Source organism: Mesorhizobium sp. M0189, assembly GCF_040322135.1.
Lineage (GTDB): Bacteria > Pseudomonadota > Alphaproteobacteria > Rhizobiales > Rhizobiaceae > Mesorhizobium.
In genome coordinates, this window is record NZ_JAMYSW010000028.1 from 1 (window position 1) to 16,742 (window position 16,742).

General features: G+C 64.2%; 13 protein-coding genes. 4 read left to right on the plus strand and 9 right to left on the minus strand.

Features of this window, described 5'->3' with window-relative positions; translation table 11 throughout:
• Positions 1-251 precede the first annotated feature (251 nt).
• From NKJ09_RS29840 to NKJ09_RS29865, 6 genes are all read right to left on the minus strand, one after another.
• Positions 252-1,250 carry an ABC transporter ATP-binding protein gene (locus tag NKJ09_RS29840; protein WP_023718925.1) on the minus strand — a complete coding sequence of 333 codons (999 nt, stop codon included), beginning with the start codon at positions 1,248-1,250 and terminating at the stop codon, positions 252-254.
• 15 nt (positions 1,251-1,265) lie between these two features.
• Positions 1,266-2,327 carry a Gfo/Idh/MocA family protein gene (locus NKJ09_RS29845; protein WP_023718924.1) on the minus strand — a complete coding sequence of 354 codons (1,062 nt, stop codon included), beginning with the start codon at positions 2,325-2,327 and terminating at the stop codon, positions 1,266-1,268.
• Positions 2,324-3,163, minus strand: coding sequence for a carbohydrate ABC transporter permease (locus tag NKJ09_RS29850; protein ID WP_023718923.1), 840 nt, complete (start codon positions 3,161-3,163; stop codon positions 2,324-2,326). Before NKJ09_RS29850 ends, NKJ09_RS29845 begins: the two co-directional genes overlap by 4 nt.
• A gap of 12 nt (positions 3,164-3,175) precedes the next feature.
• On the minus strand, positions 3,176-4,099 hold the full coding sequence (locus NKJ09_RS29855) for a carbohydrate ABC transporter permease (RefSeq protein ID WP_023718922.1): 924 nt from the start codon (positions 4,097-4,099) through the stop codon (positions 3,176-3,178).
• 239 nt (positions 4,100-4,338) lie between these two features.
• Positions 4,339-5,598, minus strand: coding sequence for an ABC transporter substrate-binding protein (locus NKJ09_RS29860; RefSeq protein WP_023718921.1), 1,260 nt, complete (start codon positions 5,596-5,598; stop codon positions 4,339-4,341).
• A gap of 2 nt (positions 5,599-5,600) precedes the next feature.
• The gene (locus NKJ09_RS29865) at positions 5,601-6,560 is read right to left on the minus strand and encodes an N-acetylmuramic acid 6-phosphate etherase (RefSeq protein ID WP_023718920.1); all 960 of its coding nucleotides are present in this window, start codon (positions 6,558-6,560) and stop codon (positions 5,601-5,603) included.
• 199 nt (positions 6,561-6,759) lie between these two features.
• On the opposite strand from NKJ09_RS29865, the gene NKJ09_RS29870 reads away from it, so the two are divergent.
• Genes NKJ09_RS29870 through nagA form a run of 4 tightly spaced genes read left to right on the plus strand, consistent with a single transcriptional unit; the run spans position 6,760 to position 10,617 of the window.
• Positions 6,760-7,641: a glucosamine kinase nucleotide-binding domain-containing protein gene (locus tag NKJ09_RS29870; protein ID WP_023718919.1), complete on the plus strand. Its 882-nt coding sequence runs from the start codon at positions 6,760-6,762 to the stop codon at positions 7,639-7,641.
• A complete protein-coding gene (locus NKJ09_RS29875) occupies positions 7,638-8,420 on the plus strand; it encodes a GntR family transcriptional regulator (protein ID WP_023718918.1) in 783 nt (260 codons plus the stop codon). Before NKJ09_RS29870 ends, NKJ09_RS29875 begins: the two co-directional genes overlap by 4 nt.
• Positions 8,417-9,448, plus strand: coding sequence for an SIS domain-containing protein (locus NKJ09_RS29880; RefSeq protein WP_352764382.1), 1,032 nt, complete (start codon positions 8,417-8,419; stop codon positions 9,446-9,448). The genes NKJ09_RS29875 and NKJ09_RS29880 overlap by 4 nt, the downstream gene beginning before the upstream one ends.
• The gene (gene nagA, locus NKJ09_RS29885) at positions 9,445-10,617 is read left to right on the plus strand and encodes an N-acetylglucosamine-6-phosphate deacetylase (protein ID WP_352495467.1); all 1,173 of its coding nucleotides are present in this window, start codon (positions 9,445-9,447) and stop codon (positions 10,615-10,617) included. The genes NKJ09_RS29880 and nagA overlap by 4 nt, the downstream gene beginning before the upstream one ends.
• A gap of 2 nt (positions 10,618-10,619) precedes the next feature.
• Here the strand turns inward: nagA and NKJ09_RS29890 are convergent, their stop codons facing one another.
• The 3 genes from NKJ09_RS29890 to NKJ09_RS29900 all read right to left on the minus strand — a co-directional run bounded on the left by NKJ09_RS29890 (position 10,620) and on the right by NKJ09_RS29900 (position 16,733).
• The gene (locus NKJ09_RS29890) at positions 10,620-12,143 is read right to left on the minus strand and encodes a malonate--CoA ligase (RefSeq protein ID WP_352495465.1); all 1,524 of its coding nucleotides are present in this window, start codon (positions 12,141-12,143) and stop codon (positions 10,620-10,622) included.
• A gap of 40 nt (positions 12,144-12,183) precedes the next feature.
• Positions 12,184-12,858, minus strand: coding sequence for a ribulose-phosphate 3-epimerase (rpe, locus tag NKJ09_RS29895; RefSeq protein WP_352495464.1), 675 nt, complete (start codon positions 12,856-12,858; stop codon positions 12,184-12,186).
• Between the two features lie 230 nt (positions 12,859-13,088).
• Positions 13,089-16,733, minus strand: coding sequence for a DUF7929 domain-containing protein (locus NKJ09_RS29900; protein WP_352609574.1), 3,645 nt, complete (start codon positions 16,731-16,733; stop codon positions 13,089-13,091).
• Positions 16,734-16,742: the final 9 nt, after the last annotated feature.

Here is a 16,742-nt window from a genome sequence, read left to right on the forward strand (position 1 = left end):
AGCCTCCGCCAAGCTCAACTGGCCCGTCTGCTTCACTGCCATCGCGATTCCCTCAGACCGTCCACCTCAGAGAATCACAATCAGCGAATTACGCAACAGGCCCCTTGTGGGAGAAGGTGGATCGGCGCGCAGCGCCGAGACGATTGAGGGGTGTTGGAAGGAACTCCAACGCCTCATTCCGTCTAGCACCTCTCATCTGACCGAGCTTCGCTCGGCCACCTTCTCCCGCAAGGGGAGAAGGAAGAGGGGCGCTACTTCATCACCTTGCCATCCGCTCCAAACCGATAGGTCTTTACCGGATCCGGCGTCGCATAGAGCGTGGTGCCGGGTTCGGCATTGTAGACGCCAAAAATGCGCACGGTGATCAAGCCGGCCTTCTCGCAGTCGAGATAGAGGTTGGTGTCGGCGCCAAGATGTTCGGCATGCACGACCGTGCCTTTCCAGGCGCCGGATTTGGGATCGACGGTCAAATGTTCGGGCCGGACGCCGATGGTCTTTGCCGTTTCGCCAAGCCTGGTGCCGTCGACGAAATTCATCTTCGGTGAGCCGATGAAGCCGGCGACGAATTCATTTGCCGGCGAATTGTAAAGCTCCATCGGGCCGCCGATCTGCTCGATCTTGCCTGCGTTGAGGACCACAATCTTGTCGGCCAGCGTCATCGCCTCGACCTGGTCGTGGGTGACATAGATCATCGTCGCCTTCAGCCGACGGTGCAGCTGGGCGATCTCCAGCCTGGTGTTGACGCGCAGTGCGGCATCGAGGTTCGACAGCGGCTCGTCGAACAGAAAAAGCTTGGGTTCGCGCACCACGGCGCGGCCGATGGCGACGCGTTGACGCTGGCCGCCGGACAATTCGGCCGGGCGCCTTTCGAGGTAGGGCTCCAGCGACAGCATCGACGAGGCGATGCCGATGCGGCGGTCGATCTCGGCCGCCGGCGTGCCCGCCTGCTTGAGGCCGAGGCCCATATTGTTCTTCACCGTCAGATGCGGGTAGAGCGCATAGGTCTGGAACACCATGGCGATGCCGCGCTTGGCCGGCGGCGTTGCGGAAACGTCCGCCCCGTCGATCACCACGCGGCCCGAGGTCGAGTCCTCCAGCCCGGCAATGACCCTGAGCAGCGTCGACTTTCCGCAGCCGGATGGACCGACGAAGACGACGAACTCGCCATCCGTCACCTCGAGGTTGATGCCCTTCAGCACCTCGACCGGCCCGAAGGCCTTTTTCACGTTCTCGATGTTCAGCGAGCCCACGGCTTCGTCCCTGTTCTAGAGTTTCACGGCGAGGCCGCTGCGCACGCTCTCGTCGGCGGCAAGGCAGACGGCGAGCGACTTCACCGCGTCGTCCATGTGGCGGCCAAGATCGAGGTCCTCGCGGATCGCCTTCAGCACAAACGCCTGTTCGAGGTCACAGAGGTCCTGATGGCCGGGCTCGCCTTCCATCGACAGCATCTCGTCCGGTTTGGCGAACTTGCCGTCCGCGCCGGTTGCAGCACTGTGCAGGCGGATGGTCGAGGTCTTGGTGTGGGTGTCGATGTCGTCGGACCTGACGCCCTCCTTCATGACGATCGACACGCAGCCGTTGGGCGAGATCACGTCTTTGACGAAGAAAGCCGTCTCCGAAATCATCGGCCCCCAGCCGGCCTCGTACCAGCCGACCGAACCGTCGTCGAACAGCACCTGCAGGTGGCCGTAATTGTACATCGTGGGCGCAATCTCGTCGCTCAGCCGCAGCCCCATACCGCGCACCTCGACCGGCCTGGCGTCGGTGATCTGCAGCATCACGTCGAGATAATGCACGCCGCAGTCGACGATCGGCGACGTCGTTTGCATCAGCTGCTTGTGCGTCTCCCAGCTGTGTCCGGAGGATTGCTGGTTGAGATTCATGCGGAATACGTAAGGGCCGCCGAGCTTCCGCGCCTCGGCGATCAGCCTGATCCAGGACGGGTGGTGGCGCAGGATGTAGCCGATCACCAGTTTCTTGCCGTTGGCCTTGGCCGCGGCTACGACGCGTTCTGCGTCCGCGACCGTCGTTGCCAGCGGCTTTTCGACAAAGACGTGGCAGCCAGCCTCGAATGCCTTGACCGCATAATCGGCATGGCTGTCGGAATAGGTGGCGATGCAGGCGACGTCAGGCCGTTCGTCACGCAGCGCCTCGTCGAATGAACGCCGGATGCCATAGCTCGAAAGCCCTTCCGGCAGCGGCACATCCGAGCGGTTGACCAGTGCGGTAATCTGGAAGCCCGGGTTGGTGTGATAGGCCAGCGCATGGCTGCGCCCCATATTGCCGAGCCCGGCGACGACGACGCGAAGGGGTGTTTGCGAACTCACTTGACCGCTCCCGAAGTGATGCCGCGGATCAGCTGCCGCGAGAAGATGACGTAGAGGATCAGCACCGGCATGATCGCCAGCGACAGTGCGGCCAGAATGGCGTTCCAGTTGGTGACAAACTGGCCGAGGAACAGCTGCGCGCCGAGCGTCACCGTCTTGGTCTCCTCCGACGGCGCCAGGATCAGCGGGAACCACAGGTCGTTCCAGATCGGGATCATGGTGAAGACCGCGACCGTCGCCATCGATGGCCGCACAAGCGGCAGCACCAGCCGGAAGAAGATGGTGTATTCGGACAGGCCGTCGATCCTGCCGGCATTCTTCAGATCGTCGGAGACTTGCTTCATGAATTCCGACAGGATGAAGACGGCGAGCGGCAGGCCTTGCGCCGTGTAGACCAGGATCAGCGCCGTCAGCGTGTTGACCAGCCCGCTCGCCACCATCAGCTGCAGGATGGCGACGGTGCCGAGGCGGATCGGGATCATGATGCCGAGCGCCAGGTAAAGCCCCATCAGCGAATTGCCGCGGAAGCGGTATTCCGACAGCGCGAAAGCCGCCATGGCGCCGAACAGAAGCACGAAGAACAGCGAGGCGACGGTGACGACAAGGCTATTCTGGAAATAGTGGATGAAGTCGCCCTGGCCGATCACCGTGGTGTAGCCGATCAAGTCGAAGGTCCCTGGCGTCGGCGGCGTCAGCGGCGCGCCGAAGATACCGGCACGTGATTTGAACGAATTCATGATCACGAGGATCACCGGAAACAGCGCGATCGCGGTGTAGGTCAGAAGGATCGCATGCGCGCCGATGGTGCGGGGCAGCGAACGGGTTGCGGTGCTCATGGTCACGCTCCCCTAAAACTGGTAGCGACGCAAGCGCGTCTGCACGAGGAATAGGTAGACGCAGACGCCGCCGAGGATGATCAGGAACATCATCGTGGCGATCGCCGCGCCCATATTGGGGTCGCCGACCTGCAGCTGGAAACCGAAGAAGGCGCGGTAGAGGAAGGTGCCGAGGATATCGGTCGAATAGTTCGGCCCGGCCAAGGCGCCTTGCGCCGTGTAGATCAGGTCGAAAGCGTTGAAATTGCCGACAAAGGTCAGGATCGAGATAATGCCGATCGACGGCAGGATGAGCGGCAGCTTGATCTTCCAGAATTGCGCCATGCCGGTGATGCCGTCGCATTCGGCGGCCTCGATCACCTCTTCGGGGATGGACAGCAGTGCCGCATAGATCAGCATCATCGGGATGCCGACGAACTGCCACACTGAGATCAGGCTGAGCGCGGTCAGTGCATATTGCGCCTTGCCGAGCCAGGGCGTGAACAGGCTTTTCAGGCCGACAAGGTCCATCATATGCGGCGCCACGCCCCATAGCGGCGACAGTATCAGCTTCCAGGCGAAGCCGACGATAACGAAGGACAGGATCGTCGGCACGAAGATTGCCGTGCGGTAGAAGGCGGAAAACCGCAATCGGGGGCTGGACAGAAGTGCTGCCAAAAGGACGCCGATCGGGTTCTGCACCAGCATGTGGATGATGAAGAACCAGACATTGTTCCGCAGCGCGTTCCAGAAATTGACCGACCAGTTGGGATCACCGAACAGCATGCGGAAATTTTCCAGTCCGACGAACACCTGCGACTGGTTGATGTTGCGGAACAGCGACAGCTGCAGCGTGCCGGCCAGCGGCAAGATCATGATCGCCGTGTAGACCAGCAACGCCGGTGCCAGGAAAACGCCGATATGCCAGCGGAACGGTCTTTTCGGTGCTGCGGCCATGCGTTCGGTCCCCGCCGATCAGGTCTTGCTATTGCCGTCAAAAGCCACGGCGCCTCCCTCCCCCTCGAGGGGAGGGTGCCTCGCGAAGCGAGGCGGGTGGGGTCGGCCGAGGCAGCGCGCCATCGTCGTTCGACCGTGCTTTCCAGCAACGATCAAGCTGCCGCCTGCCTCGACCGACCCCCTCTGTCGCCTTTGGCGACATCTCCCCTTCAAGGGGGGAGATATCGCTTCGCCGCGCCTTACTTCGCCGGCTTGTACCAGCTGTCGAGGCCGTCCTGCAGCTTCTTGGCGGCAGCTTCCGGCGTGTCGGTGCCGTTGATGACGTTGGCCGATTCAACCCACGTCTCGTTTTCGAGGTTCGGCGTGCCGCGCGACAGGATCTGGTAGGTCGAGCGGATCGTCGACTTGCACTTGCCGCGCCAAGAGACGAATTCCTGGGCCAGCGGGTCTTCCATCTTCACCGGCGTGTTGTTCAGGCTGAAGAAGCCGGGCAGCGCGTTGGCGTAGATGGTAGCGAAATCCGGCGAGGCCACCCAGGACAGGAAGGTCTTGGCCGCATCCGCGTTCTTCGAGGCCGCATTGAGGCCCATGCCGATATCGGTGTGGTCGGAGATGTAGCAGGTGTCGCCGGCCTTCTGCACCGGCGGCGGGAAGGCGCCCATCTTGAATTGCGCCTGCGTGTTGAACAGGCCAATTTCCCACGAGCCGGCCGGGTAGATGGCGGCGCGGCCGAGCGTGAACAGGTTCTGGCTGTCCGGATAGGTCTGCGCCTCGAAGCCGTCGCCGAGATAGTCCTTCCACTTGGCCAGTTCCTTGTAGGGCTCGACCCACTGCGGATCGGTCAGCTTCTGCTCGCCCTTGATCAGCGCCAGGCGGCCTTCCTCGCCCTTCCAGTAATTCGGGCCGATGTTCTGGTAGCCCATGGTCGCGGCTTCCCAGAGATCCTTGGTGCCCATCGCCATCGGGATGTAGGTGCCGTCGGCCTTGATCTTGTCGAGCGCGGCGTAGAACTCCTCATTGGTCGTCGGCACCTTGATGCCGAGCTTGTCGAAGGCGTCCTTGTTGTAGATGAAGCCATGGATGACCGAGGCCATCGGCACGCAGAAGCTCGACTTGCCGTCGTCGGTCTGCCAGGCGGCCTTGGCAACATCGGAGAAGTTCTCCATGCCGGGCAGCGTCGAGATATCGGCGAGATTGCCCTTCTTGAAGAGTTCCAGCGATTTGTCGAACGGGCGGCAGGTGATCAGGTCGCCGGCCGAGCCGGCGGCGAGCTTGGCGCCGAGGGCGGCGTCATATTCGGTCGGCGCCGACGGTGCGAACACCACCTTGATGCCGGGGTTCTTGGCCTCGAAAGCCGGGATCAGCTTGTCCTTCCAGATGGCAAGGTCGTCGCCGCGCCAGCTTTCGATGTTGAGCGTTACGTCGTCGGCATAGGCCACCCCGGCGGTGCCGAGAATGCTGGTGCCGAGAAGAAGTGCCGTCAGTAGCTTCGTTGTCATGCTCAGTCTCCCTGTTGACCTTTTTCAGGTTCGGTTTTGATGAGAACGGAGGCATTGCGCCCCTTGCTCCCCTCGATCGCGGAAAGGGCTGGCCGCAGCTTGTGGCCGGTCCCTTCCAGTATCTTCTCGGCCGCATCGGCGCTGGCGGCGCCGGCGGCGAGCAGAATAGCGGTCTTGACGACGCCGCCGCTCTTATCGAGCAGGCGCGCCGCCTCGTCCTTGTCGCGCCCGCTGACGGCGGCAACGATGCGTGCGGCGCGGTCGCGCAGCTTGATGTTGTCGGCCGTGAGGTTGACCATGTAGCCATCATGGACATGGCCGAGATGGATGGCTGCCAGCGTCGACAGCATGTTGAGTGCGATCTTCTGGGCGGTGCCGGCACCCATGCGCGTCGAGCCGGCAATCAGCTCGGGCGGCGTTTCGAGCAGGATGGCGATGTCGGCCAGCCGCAGCAGCAGCGCATCCCCGTTGTTGGCGACAGCAATGGTCGCCGCGCCGCGGCGCCTGGCATCCTCGATCGCCCTGACAGCATAAGGCGTCGAGCCGCTGGCCGAGACGGCGATCAGGCAGTCGCCCTTGCCAACGCCGGCGGCGGCGACCGCTGCCGAAGCTTCGTCAGTGTCATCCTCCGGCCCGCCGGCCAGTGTCTTGAAAGCTTCGTCGCCGCCAGCGATCAGGATGGCGATACGGTCGCGCTGGATGCCGAAAGTGCCCGGCAGCTCCAGCGCATCGGCCAATGCCATCAGGCCCGAGCTGCCGGCGGCCGCATAGGCGAGCTTGCCGCCGCTTTTCAGTCTGCTTGCGATGATTTCGGCTGCCGCGGCAATGGCAGGAATGGCGCCGTGAACGGCCTTGGCGGCCTCGATCTGCGCGTTGGCCAAAGAGGAAAGGACGGCTTCCGGGGCCTGGATATCCAGTCCCTCGGCATTGTGGTGAAGCGCTTCGGTGCGCGTTTCGGCCATCCGCTTTCCTCCAATCGAGAAAACCATACCAAAAAAATACCACTTGTCCACACGCATTAATCAAATCCTTGCGGTGGCGCAGGCTTGCGGGCGAAATCAGCTGATTTTCCAACAAACTACGCCTTAACTTTTTTGAAACGGAAATTAATCCTTGGCTATTGGTATTTTATTGGTATTATCCGTCTGGAGGAGAAATCGCGTGAAATTCGTGCTCGGCATCGATGGCGGCGGCACCAGCTGCAGGGCGGCCCTTGCGACGGCCGATGGCAGCGTCCTCGGCCGCGCCAAAAGCGGCGCCGCCAACATCCGAACCGATCTCACCGGCGCCAGGGCCAACATCGTCGACGCGGCGCAGCAGGCCTTTGTCGCCGCGGGCAGAGATCCCGGACTGATCCCGCAAACTCCGGCCATTCTCGGCCTAGCCGGCGCCAATGTCGGCACCTACAGGCAGCAGCTCGAAGCGATCTTGCCGTTCCGCATCAGCCGTGTCGAGACCGACGCCGAGATCGCGCTGGAAGGCGCGGTCGGCTCTGGTGACGGCGCCATGGCCATACTCGGCACCGGCACCGCCTATATGGCGCGCAAGAACGGCCGATCGCGTGCCATCGGCGGCTGGGGGTTCCAGGTCGGCGACCAGGGCAGCGGCGCCCGCATCGGCCGCGACCTGCTCGAGCAGACGCTGCTCGCCTATGACGGCATCCGCGAAGGATCGCCACTGACGCAGGCCATGCTCGCCATCTTCCGCAACAATCCCGAGGATGTGGTCGAATTCACCACCAATGCCAAGCCCGGCGATTTCGGCGGCTTCGCACCCAAGGTGTTCGAACATGCCGAAAAAGGCGACGTCGTCGCTATCTGGATCCTCGACAAGGCGGTGGCCGATGTCGAGGCAGCACTTGGCGTGCTCGACCTTGGTGGCGACGATCCGCTTTGCCTGCTCGGCGGCCTGGCGCCGCTTTACGCGCCGCGCCTGTCGGCGCGCTACCGGGCGCTGCTGAAGCCGCCGCTCGACGACGCGCTGGGCGGCGCGGTTCAGATGGCGGTTCGGATTTTTACGAAGGCGGCGGAGGCGGCGCGATGAGCGACGCCGCCGACCAGATTTTCGCGGCGCTGAGACAATCGTCGCAGAGTGGCGCGCCACTCTATCTGCAGCTGAGGAAAAGCATCGAGGACGCCGTCAAACGCGGGCTGATCGGACCGGGCGATGCGCTGCCTTCCGAGCGCGACATCGCCAGCAAGGCCGATATTTCGCGCGTCACCGTGCGCAAGGCGGTGCAGGACCTGGTCAAGGGCGGCATCCTCGTCCAGCGTCATGGTTCCGGCACCTTCGTTGCGCCGCGCATGGAGCGCGTCGAGCAGTCCCTGTCGATGCTGACCTCGTTTACCGAGGACATGGCACGGCGCGGCATGGCGGTGCGTTCGGCCTGGCTCGACCGCGGCCTCTATCCGCCATCGCCCGACGAGATGATGGTGCTCGGCCTGGCGTCGAACGAATTGGTGGCGCGCGTCGCGCGCCTGCGCATTGCCAACGACACGCCGCTGGCGATCGAGCGCGCCTCACTATCGACAAGCGTGCTGCCCGATCCGGCGGCGATCGGTTCGTCGCTCTACGCGGCGCTGGAAAAGACCGGCAACAGGCCGGTGCGGGCGGTGCAGCGCATTTCCGCCACCAATCTCGGCGATGGCGACGCGCATCTGCTGGAAGTGCCGCCGGGCATTGCCGGCCTGCACATCGAGCGTATCTCCTATCTGGCGAGCGGCAAGGTGATCGAGTTCACCCGCTCCATCTACAGGGGCGACGCTTATGATTTTGTCGCCGAACTCCGGCTGAGCGGGCCGGGCGAAGAGGGCAGGCCATGACCGCAACAATGACCCATATGCGGCGCGAGATCGAGGAGATCCCCGAGGCCACCGCCCGCCTGCTCGACGGCTCGGCCGCGGTGCTGACGGAAGCCGGGCGCGGCATTCGCGAGCGCGATCCGAATTTCATCGTCACAGTGGCGCGCGGCTCGTCCGACCATGCCGCGACCTTCATGAAATATGCCGTGGAGCTGACCGCCGGGCTGGCGGTCGCATCGGTCGGCCCGTCGATCGCCTCGATCTATGGCGCCAAGCTGAAGCTGGGCGGCTCGGCCTGCCTGGCGATCTCGCAGTCGGGCAAGAGCCCGGACATCGTTGCGATGGCGCGAGCGGCGCGGGCCGGCGGTTCGCTGACCGTCGCCATCACCAACACCGCCGATTCGCTGCTCGCGCGGGCTTCGGACTACGCGATCGACATCCTTGCCGGACCGGAGCGCAGCGTCGCAGCGACGAAGACCTTCGTCAATTCGGCGGTCGCAGGGCTCGCTCTGATGGCGCATTGCACCGGCGACGACAAACTTCTGGCAGCACTTGCCCGCTTGCCGGAGCATTTTCGGAAGGCGATCGCTTGCGACTGGATGGCGCTGGCCGGGGCACTCGAGACGCCGAACTCGCTGTTCATCCTTGGCCGGGGCCCGTCGGCGGCGATCGCCAACGAGGCGGCGCTGAAATTCAAGGAAACCTGCGCCATGCATGCGGAAGCCTATAGTGCCGCCGAAGTCATGCACGGCCCGCTGGCGCTAGTCGGTCCCGGCTTCCCAGTGCTGGCGCTGGCTGCCCGCGATGCGTCCGAACCATCCGTCGCCGAGGCCGCCGACAGCCTGGCCGGCAAGGGCGCCGCTGTCTTTGTGACTTCGGACAAGGCAAAGAAGGCGCAGCCTCTGCCGCATGTCGCCACCGGTCATCCGCTGACCGACCCGCTGACACTGATCGTGTCGTTCTATGGTTTCGTCGAGGCTTTTGCCCGCCATCGCGGCCTCGACCCAGACACGCCGCCCAATCTGCGCAAGGTGACGGAAACGCTATGAGCGATCGCTTTGCGCTGACCGGCGCCCGGATATTCGATGGCGATGACTGGCACGACAATGCGGCGCTTGTCGTGCGCGACGGCCTCGTCGAGGCCATCGTTGCCGCCGGCGCCGTCCCATCCGGTGTTGCGCCTATCGAGACCGGCGGCGGTATGCTGGTTCCGGGTTTCGTGGATTTGCAGGTCAATGGCGGTGGCGGCGTCATGCTCAACGACCATCCCGACGTCCCCTCGATCGAGACCATCTGCCGGGCGCACGCGCCCTTCGGCACGACGGCGCTATTGCCGACGCTGATCACCGACACGTCCGAGATCACCGCCGCGGCGGTTGCCGCCGGAGCAGAGGCCGCACAACGGAAGGTGCCGGGCTTCCTGGGCCTGCATCTCGAAGGCCCGCATCTGTCGATCGCCCGCAAGGGCGCACATGACCCGGCCTTGATCCGGCCGATGCTAGATCCCGACCAGGCGATGCTGATCGCGACGCGGAAAAACCTGCCGGTGCTGCTGACGACGGTGGCGCCCGAATCCGTCGAGCCCGACCAGGTATCGGCGCTCAGCAATGCCGGCGTCATCGTCAGCATCGGCCATTCCGATACCGACTATGCCACGGCCCGCACCTTTTCCGAGGCCGGCGCAACGGTGGTCACCCATCTTTTCAACGCGATGAGCCAGATCGGCAATCGCGAGCCGGGGCTGGCGGGCGCGGCAATCGATACCGGCACATTCTATGCCGGCATCATCGCCGACGGTATCCATGTCGATCCGGCCACCATGGCCATCGCCTTGCGCGCCAAGCAGGGGCCGGGCAAGATCCTGCTCGTCACCGACGCCATGGCGACGATCGGCACCGACATGAACTCGTTCACGCTGAACGGTCGCACCATCCACCGCAAGGATGGCAGGCTGACACTTGCCGACGGCACGCTGGCGGGCGCGGATCTCGACATGATTTCCGCGGTGCGCTTCGTGCATCGCGTGGTCGGTCTCGACCTCGACGAAGCCTTGCGCATGGCCTCGCTCTATCCGGCGCAGGCGATCGGCCAGTCGCACCGGCTCGGGCGCTTCGCCAGGGGAACCGCCGCCAACATCGTTTCGTTGTCGGACGATCTGGACATGAAAAGCGTCTGGATCGACGGCGCCAGGGTTTTTGCAGCCAGCCCTGCTTGTTAGGGTTAGCCGGCTTTGGACGTATAGAGGTCTTTGTAGGCTTCGCGCAGCAGGTTCTTCTGCACCTTGCCCATCGTGTTGCGCGGCAGTTCGTCGACGAAGATCACCTGTTTCGGATGCTTGTACCTGGCGAGGTGCCCAGCGATGGCCTCGATGATCGCGGCGGCGCTGATCGTCGAGCCCGGCGCCCTCACCACGATCGCCGTGACACCCTCGCCGAAATCCGGATGGACAACGCCGATGACAGCGCTTTCGGCAACACCGGCAAGAGCGTCGATCTCGCTCTCCACTTCCTTCGGGTAGATATTGTAGCCGCCGGAAATGATCAGGTCCTTGCCGCGGCCGACGATGTGGACATAGCCGTCGGCATCGATCAGCCCGAGATCGCCGGTGATGAAGTAGCCGTCGTCGCGGAATTCCGCCCTGGTCTTTTCCGGCATGCGCCAGTAGCCGCAAAAGACGTTCGGGCCCTTGACCTCGATCATGCCGACCTCGCCCCGGGCAAGTGTTTCGCCGCCATCGGGATCGGAGATGCGCAGGCAGACGCCGGGCAAAGGGAAGCCGACCGTGCCGGCACGCCGCTCGCCCTCGTACGGGTTCGACGTGTTCATGTTGGTCTCGGTCATGCCGTAGCGCTCGAGGATGGCGTGGCCGGTGCGCTCGCGCCACGCTCTGTGCGTCTCGGCCAAAAGCGGTGCCGAGCCGGAAATGAACACCCGGATGTTTTTCGCCGCTTGCCGGTTCAAACCGTCCTGCTGCAGCAGGCGGACGTAGAAGGTCGGCACGCCCATCAGCGCGGTGGCGCGCGGCAGTAGCGAGACGATGCGGGTCGGGTCGAATTTGGTTTCGAACAGCATCGAGGCGCCGGCCATCAGGACGACATTGGTGGCGACGAAAAGGCCATGCGTGTGGAAAACCGGCAGCGCGTGAATCAGCACGTCTGCGGCAGTGAAGCGCCAGAGGTCGACCAGCACCCGCGCATTCGAGGCGAGGTTTTCGTGGCTGAGCATGGCGCCTTTCGAACGGCCGGTGGTGCCGGACGTGTAGAGGATCGCAGCAAGGTCGTCCGGTTCGCGCGCCACATCGTGGAAGTCCACGGCCGCCTCAGAGGCGCGATCGGTCAACGACCCCTCGCCCTTGCTGCCGAGTGTCGCGACCACAGCGCCCGAGGCCGGCGCCAAGGAGCCGATCTCGCCCACTCGCGCCGGGTCGCAGACGACCAGTCGCGGCTCGGCATCCCTGAAGAAATAGTTGAGCTCGGTCAGCGTATAGGCGGTGTTGAGCGGCAGGAAGATCGCGCCGGCACGCAGACAGGCGAGATAGAGGAAAATGGCTTCGGGGCTCTTCTCGACCTGAACGGCGATGCGGTCGCCGGCTTCGACGCCCAGCTGCGACAGCGCATGTGCCAGTTGAGCGGAGCGCGCCAGCATTTCGCCATAGCTGATCGAGCGTCCATCCTCTGCCTCCATCAAAAGGCGTCCGGGCGCGGGCATCCGGGCACGGAAAGCATCGAACAGATGGTTGCTCATAAGTCCCCCCGAGCGGTTGTTTCCGGCCGGACGGCGGCGGTCAGCCGGCCTTGTCCGCCGCCGCCCTGATTGCCTCGATGTTTGCCCGGTAGGCCTCGACGCTGCCGCCCTTGAAGATGGCCGCGCCGGCGACCAGCACGCTGGCGCCGGCCGCGGTGACCAAGGGCGCAGTTTCAGGCGAAATGCCGCCGTCGATCTCGATCCGGATCGGCCGGTTGCCGATCAGCGCCTTCACCCGCTTCACCTTGTCGACGATCGTTGGAATGAAAGCCTGGCCGCCGAACCCCGGATTGACCGTCATGATCAGGACCAGATCAAGCCGGTCGAGCACGTATTCGATCATCGTTTCCGGTGTCGCCGGGTTGAGTGACACGCCGGCCTTCTTGCCAAGGTTTTTGATCGTCTGCAGCGAGCGGTCGAGATGTGGCCCGGCTTCGGCGTGCACCGTGATGCCGTCGCAGCCGGCCTCGGCGAAGGCGGCCAGATAGGGGTCGGCCGGCGCGATCATCAGATGGCAGTCGAAAAACGCCTCGGTGCGGTTGCGGATCGCCTTGATCACCGGTGGCCCAAACGTGATGTTCGGGACGAAATGCCCGTCCATGACGTCGAGGTGGATCCAGTCGGCGCCGGCGGCCGTCACCGCCTCGACCTCGTCGCCGAGCTTCGAGAAATCGGAAGCCAGCACCGATGGCGCGATCAGGGTTTTTTTGCTCATGATGCGGCCTTCCCGTACGCCCCGGTTTGCGGACCCTCTGTCTGTATCGACTGCCTAGACCATGAGTCCGGAAAGTGGAAGCCGGTTTGTCCTTCCGCCGATGCAGCGGCTTCAGGTTTGCGCTGCCTTCTCATCTGCCCGCTGAAGAAAAACCCCGCCGGATCGCTCCGGCGGGTATTGGGTGACGAGTACGGTCACTGTTTGAAGTTCTGGATTTCCCGCGCCGTATCCTATTGCTCCGGCTGCGGCTTGCGCCTTGGCACGACCTGCTGAGGAACATTCGGATTCAGCAGCAGGTTCGGCTCAAGCGTCGATTTCCTGCGGACCGGGACGCAGTCCGGATATCGTCCGACCGTTCCGATAGGGCAGCGCCGCTTGATGATCGGCTGGCACTGGCCATTGATCGGCCGCGCGCCCGGTGCGCATTCCAGCCGTGGTTTGCGGCAGGCGCCGTCGCGCAGCTCTGTCCCACGCGGACAGACGCAGGCGCCGCGCTTGTTGTGGATCTGGCCAGGTATCGGGCACTCCACCACAACCGGCTTCTTGCGCCTGCAGGCATTGCCCTGCAGTTCCGTGCCCCGGGGGCAGACGCAATCGCCGTTGGCGTCGTGGATCTGACCACGGATCGTGCACTGCTTGGGCTGCGGCCGAATTGGCCGGCAGGCATTGCCCCTGACTTCCGTACCTCTCGGGCAGACGCAATCGCCAGCGGCGTTGTGGATCTGACCCCGAATGATGCATTGCTCGGGCTGCGGCTTGTTGCCCACGCAAGCGCCGTTCTCCAGCTCGGTCCCGCGCGGGCAGACGCAGCGTCCGTCATCGGTACGGATCTGGCCTTTGAGCAGGACGCAAGGTTTTGGCTTCGGCACGATGACCGTGCCTCCGCCGGACGAGCATTGGCCGTTACGGAAGGTCGTGCCTGGCGGGCAGACGCAGTTGCCGGCGTCGTTCATGACGAAGCCTTGCGAGCATTCCTTCTTCACCTCATGCGTGATGATGAAGGGATGGCAGGCATAGGCCTTGCCGCGATCGCCCTGCACATTGGCGGCACCACGAGACAACACGTCGCCACCGCCTTGCACCGGCGTCTTCGGAGACAGCACGCCGACGCAGTTCTGGCCGTTGACAGTGCCCTGCAGATTGGTCAGACGGCCATCGTCGGGAATGATCACGGTCACATTGTGCACATGGCTTTCCCCGGCGCCGAGCGTCAGTTGGGCGATGCAGGACAGAGGCAAGGTTGCCGGCTCCGGCGAGCAGCCGAAGGGCGGATCGATCGAGGTGATCGCAACGCCTTCCAGCCGGCCGAGGCCTTCGACGCCGATCGCATCGCCGATGCGAACCGGACCGGAGAAGGCGCTCGTCCCATCGTTCGTGATGGTGATCTTGAACGAGCAGGGCTGGCCGGGCTTGCACTCGGCGTCGCCAGTCTTCTCGACGCGGATGGTCGAGGCGCCGCCGCCCTTGGCGCAGGCCTGGCCGATCGGATAGACGATATCGTCTCCCGGAGCCGGGCCGTAGGAGCCGCGTGCGCAGTTCTCGAATTCGCCGTTCGCGGCAACCGTCACGTCGAAATGGCGGCTGGTTCCAGGCGTCATAACGGCGCGGGGAATCTGGCACGACAGCGCATTGGCCGGAACCGGTCCGCAAGCCCATTCCGCGCCGTCTGGGGTGACGCTCTGGATCTGGACCGGCGCTCCGCCGGCTATCAGCGTCGCGGCATCGTTGACCCGCACCGGACCGGTCGGGGCTGTGGCGCCGAGGCTGATGACGGTAATGCGGCAGGAAACGACCGCAGCACCGGCCAGCGAGCCATTGCACACCTTGGTGATGCGCATGGCCGGCTGCCCGCCATTCGGATGACGGATGCGTTCCTTGGCGCAGGCCCTGTTGTTGGTGATGTCGTTCTCACCGGGAATGGCCTTCACCTCGGCGCAGTTCTCGACACTATCGGGCCGGAAGTTGGCCGGCATCACCGCCCTGACGAAGATCGGCGTCGAGGCGCCCGGCATAAGCGCGATGCCGGGATTGTCGCAGCGGAACTTGCCGGAACCGTTCGGTCCGCACGTCCATGGCGGCGTCGGGCCGAAGGTCGAGGATGCCGGCGCGCCGCCCGGATAGCTATCGACGACCGTCAGCGGCCCATTGTAGGGGACGCTGCCATTGTTGATGATGTCGATCACGAAGGTGCAGACGCCATCGGCCGAACAGAATTCGGTGCGGGCGCGCTTCTTCAGGATCAGGTCGACCTTCTTCTCCACCGGTGGCCGGCAGTCGCGGTCACGATCGCCACGGCGGCAGACCGGGATCGACGCACAGCCGCGGTCGTTTAGCTGGCTGCCGAAAAGCGGCTTGCCGCTGGCGCCGTAATTGTAGGTGGCGCAGTTGCGCAAAACGCTGCCTTGCCAGCCTGCGGCCGGCTTGAAGCCGAGCTTGAGGTCGACAGAGGCACCCGGATTGAGCGTGGTCACCGGATGGGTGCAAATCGTCGGGGTGATTCCAGGCGCGCAGACCCAGGGCGGGTTCGGCCCTGAACCGAGGGTGGAGCCGGCCGGCAGGGTGACTTCGTCAAGCACGATCTTGCCGTGGTAGGGCGCATCGCCGACATTGGTGACCCTGATGGTGAAGTCGCAGCCGCCGCCCATCGTGCAACGTTGCACGTCGGCGCGCTTTTCGACTTTCAGATCCGGTTCCTTGTCCTTCGGCGGGCAGCGCTGATCACGCGGGATGACGATGTCGACGGTCTGCGTGCAGCACAGGCCCCAGCCCTCCTTCGGGCCGGCATAGGTTTCGATACCGGTGACGATGATGTGGATAACGTCGCCGGGTGAAGCACCGACGATCTTCCAGTTGAGCACACCGCCGCCGGCCGGCACCAATTGGGTGTCGGGAATGATTGTGATGCCGGGTGTCGTCGTCGAAAGCTGCACCCATTTGCCAGCCATCTCTGGGCCGACCGGCATATGGTAGATGAAGGCGCCGCCGCCGGGCACGCAATCGACCGTGCCTCGCTCCACCTTGAAGCATTCACGATTGCCAGGAGGTGGAGGCGGTGGGTTGCACTCGGTGACGTCGATCTTGATCGACGTCTTTGCACCCGTGAGATAGTTGCCGTCGTCCGGCTTGCCCGGGTCCTGCGACGGAATTTCGACGCCAGCACCGCGGTCGCCGCGGCTCACCTTGATCAGCCCCTGGTTATCGACGATTGCCGGCGACGGAAACGCCGCATGGTCGATCTTGGCGGTGATCTGGAAGGTGATGGCGCGCTCGTTCGCAGCGCCGATGCCGTCGAGGTCGCTGGCGGAAATCCGGAAATCGGACACCGTCGCCGTATCGTCCGGGCCAGCCGAACTGCTGATCGCAGCGCCGGGCAGCGGTCCGCCGGATGCGTCGGTGCCGTCGCCGGTCACATGCACGCCGACAATCCGCAGGCCGTGCGGGAGTTGGTCCCTGAAGTCGAGCCTGACCTTTTTCAGCATGGCCGCGAGGCCCGGGCCGGCAAAACCCTGCGGATTGCCGCGCAAGCCAAAGCTCAGCGAGTATACGACATAGTCGCAGCCTCTCTGGCCGCCTTTCTTGGTGAAGAAGGGCACGATCCGGCCCGGCTCCGGGTTGACGATGCGAGGATTGTCGAAGTCGAGCTTGGGATCTGGAATGACAGTGCCTGCATCGGCAGGCTTGGCCTTGGCCGGAGCAAGGTCTTCAGCGAAGCCTTGCAGCGGGCTCAGCATGGCGACCGCGATACCGGCCGCCATCAGCCAGCGCGCGCCGCGCCTGGCGAGTGACAGGGGTTTCATGATGGTCTCCATGACGAATGATTGTTTGCCGGTTGATTGGCTGCTCGTCGCAAGCGGGGACTGTGCAAGATTGCTCATCTTCCCCTT

Excerpts from the sequence above, each read along its gene's own strand:
- nagA (WP_352495467.1), top strand. The coding sequence starts at position 9,445 with ATGAGCGATCGCTTTGCGCTGACCGGCGCCCGGATATTCGATGGCGAT.
- NKJ09_RS29865 (WP_023718920.1), bottom strand. The coding sequence starts at position 6,560 with ATGGCCGAAACGCGCACCGAAGCGCTTCACCACAATGCCGAGGGACTG.
- NKJ09_RS29860 (WP_023718921.1), bottom strand. The coding sequence starts at position 5,598 with ATGACAACGAAGCTACTGACGGCACTTCTTCTCGGCACCAGCATTCTC.
- rpe (WP_352495464.1), bottom strand. The coding sequence starts at position 12,858 with ATGAGCAAAAAAACCCTGATCGCGCCATCGGTGCTGGCTTCCGATTTC.
- NKJ09_RS29850 (WP_023718923.1), bottom strand. The coding sequence starts at position 3,163 with ATGAGCACCGCAACCCGTTCGCTGCCCCGCACCATCGGCGCGCATGCG.
- NKJ09_RS29875 (WP_023718918.1), top strand. The coding sequence starts at position 7,638 with ATGAGCGACGCCGCCGACCAGATTTTCGCGGCGCTGAGACAATCGTCG.
- NKJ09_RS29890 (WP_352495465.1), bottom strand. The coding sequence starts at position 12,143 with ATGAGCAACCATCTGTTCGATGCTTTCCGTGCCCGGATGCCCGCGCCC.
- NKJ09_RS29900 (WP_352609574.1), bottom strand. The coding sequence starts at position 16,733 with ATGAGCAATCTTGCACAGTCCCCGCTTGCGACGAGCAGCCAATCAACC.
- NKJ09_RS29855 (WP_023718922.1), bottom strand. The coding sequence starts at position 4,099 with ATGGCCGCAGCACCGAAAAGACCGTTCCGCTGGCATATCGGCGTTTTC.
- NKJ09_RS29880 (WP_352764382.1), top strand. The coding sequence starts at position 8,417 with ATGACCGCAACAATGACCCATATGCGGCGCGAGATCGAGGAGATCCCC.